Annotated in this window: 3 protein-coding genes and 2 tRNA genes; 1 reads left to right on the top strand and 4 read right to left on the bottom strand. The window is 38.7% G+C overall.

The window, feature by feature from the left end; translation table 11 throughout:
- The coding region (locus tag AC22ZQ_RS14445) for a glutaminase (protein WP_318959458.1) at positions 1 to 368 on the top strand (368 nt) is incomplete at its 5' end.
- Between the two features lie 81 nt (positions 369 to 449).
- Here AC22ZQ_RS14445 and rpsT read toward each other — a convergent pair.
- The 4 genes from rpsT to AC22ZQ_RS14425 form a co-directional block, all read right to left on the bottom strand.
- Entirely contained in the window at positions 450 to 698 is a 249-nt protein-coding gene (rpsT, locus tag AC22ZQ_RS14440) for a 30S ribosomal protein S20 (protein ID WP_057480260.1), read from the bottom strand.
- 29 nt (positions 699 to 727) lie between these two features.
- A tRNA-Glu gene (locus AC22ZQ_RS14435) sits at positions 728 to 799 on the bottom strand.
- Between the two features lie 66 nt (positions 800 to 865).
- Positions 866 to 937: transfer RNA gene (locus AC22ZQ_RS14430), tRNA-Glu, on the bottom strand.
- Between the two features lie 77 nt (positions 938 to 1,014).
- The coding region (locus AC22ZQ_RS14425; RefSeq protein ID WP_318959457.1) for a proline--tRNA ligase at positions 1,015 to 1,887 on the bottom strand (873 nt) is incomplete at its 5' end.

The following is a 1,887-nucleotide window of genomic DNA, read 5'->3' as shown; positions in this document are numbered from 1 at the left end:
CTATTGTAGATTTCTATTTTCATCTTTGTTCCCTGGCAATGTCCTGTAAACAACTTGCTCAGGCTTTTATGATTTTCGCTAATAAAGGTAAAATACTTGGGACTGACGAAGAAATTTTAACTCCTACCACGGTAAAAAGGATCAATTCATTGATGCAAACCTGTGGTTTCTATGATGAAGCCGGAGAATTTAGTTTTGAGGTTGGCCTTCCAGGGAAAAGTGGAGTTGGTGGCGGTATCGTAGCCATCCATCCAGATCAATATTCCGTAGCGGTTTGGAGCCCTATATTAAATGAAAAAGGAAATTCTGAATTAGGCATGAAAGCTTTAGAACGCCTTACTACCTTAACAGGACTTTCGGTATTCTAGAAGAAAAAATATAGAAATAAAAAAAATGCTTTCCATAAATACAGAAAGCATTTCTTTTATAATTGAACACTGTAATAATTCTTAAAGCGCGGCTACGTGCTTTGTAAGTTGCGATTTTAAGTTCGCAGCTTTGTTATCGTGTATAATGTTTTTCTTTGCTAATTTATCTACCATAGAGATAACAGAAGGCAATAAAGCTTCAGCTTCTTTCTTCTCAGACTCCTTCAACTTCTTAATCGCGTTTCTGGTAGTTTTATGCTGGTAGCGGTTTCTAAGACGTTTGGTCTCATTGCTACGAATCCTCTTCAATGCTGACTTGTGATTTGCCATTACAAAATTGCTTTAATTATTTTTTAAAGTAGTCCGTAGGGGAATCGAACCCCTGTTACCAGGATGAAAACCTGGCGTCCTAACCCCTAGACGAACGGACCATTAATTTATTTCAAATTGCCTTTTCAGGACTTTTAAAAACACAAAACTAAACTCGTGTTCTTTTGTAGTCCGTAGGGGAATCGAACCCCTGTTACCAGGATGAAAACCTGGCGTCCTAACCCCTAGACGAACGGACCATTTTTTGTTTCAATGCGGATGCAAAAATACAACTATTTTTCAATGCCACAAGAGTTGAACAAAAAAAATTTAAAATTTAATATGCCTTGGCAAAAAGTACTCTTTGTTCTGAAGGTTTACCAGTAAGCACACAGCTTCCCGACTCCTTTTCGGAACCAAATGGTATACAGCGAATTGTGGCTTTGGTAAGTCCTTTTATTTTGTTTTCTGTCTCTGTAGTTCCATCCCAATGCGCAGAAATAAATCCGCCTTTATTTTTTAAAACTTTTTTAAATTCATCAAAAGAATCTACTTTGGTGATGTGATCATTCCTAAAATTATTCGCTTTCTCAAATAATGTTTCCTGGATTTCCACCATCAAATGCTTCACCTTCTCCACTACTTCAGTTTGATTTACAAACTCTTTAGTAAGCGTATCTCTTCTTGCCAGCTCTACACTCCCCTTTTCAAGGTCTTTTGGTCCAATTGCCAATCTAACCGGCACACCCTGTAATTCATACTGTGCAAACTTCCAACCTGGCTTTTGCGTATCTCTATCGTCATATTTCACCGAAATACCAGCTTCTTTAAGATCATCGGCAAGTTTATTGGCTACCCTAGAGATTTCCTGCAATTGCTCTTCCCCTTTATATATAGGAACGATTACCACCTGTGTAGGCGCCAAATTTGGAGGAAGTACTAATCCGTTATCATCACTATGCGTCATTATAAGCGCACCCATTAAGCGGGTAGAAACGCCCCAGGATGTAGCCCAAACATTTTCTAACTTCCCTTCTTTAGAGGTGAATTTTACATCAAACGCTTTTGCAAAGTTTTGGCCTAAAAAGTGTGAAGTTCCTGCCTGCAAGGCTTTACCGTCTTGCATCATTGCCTCAATACAGTAAGTTTCTACCGCACCGGCAAAGCGTTCAGCTTCAGTTTTAGTTCCTTTAATCACCGGCATTGCCAT

It is taken from the genome of Lishizhenia sp. (assembly GCF_057456495.1).
The sequence above is the reverse complement of the archived record's forward strand: the minus strand, read 5'-3'. Positions and strand labels throughout refer to the sequence as shown.

Bases quoted from the DNA above. Each gene is read 5' to 3' on its own strand.
- rpsT (WP_057480260.1), bottom strand. From the start codon at position 698: ATGGCAAATCACAAGTCAGCATTGAAGAGGATTCGTAGCAATGAGACC.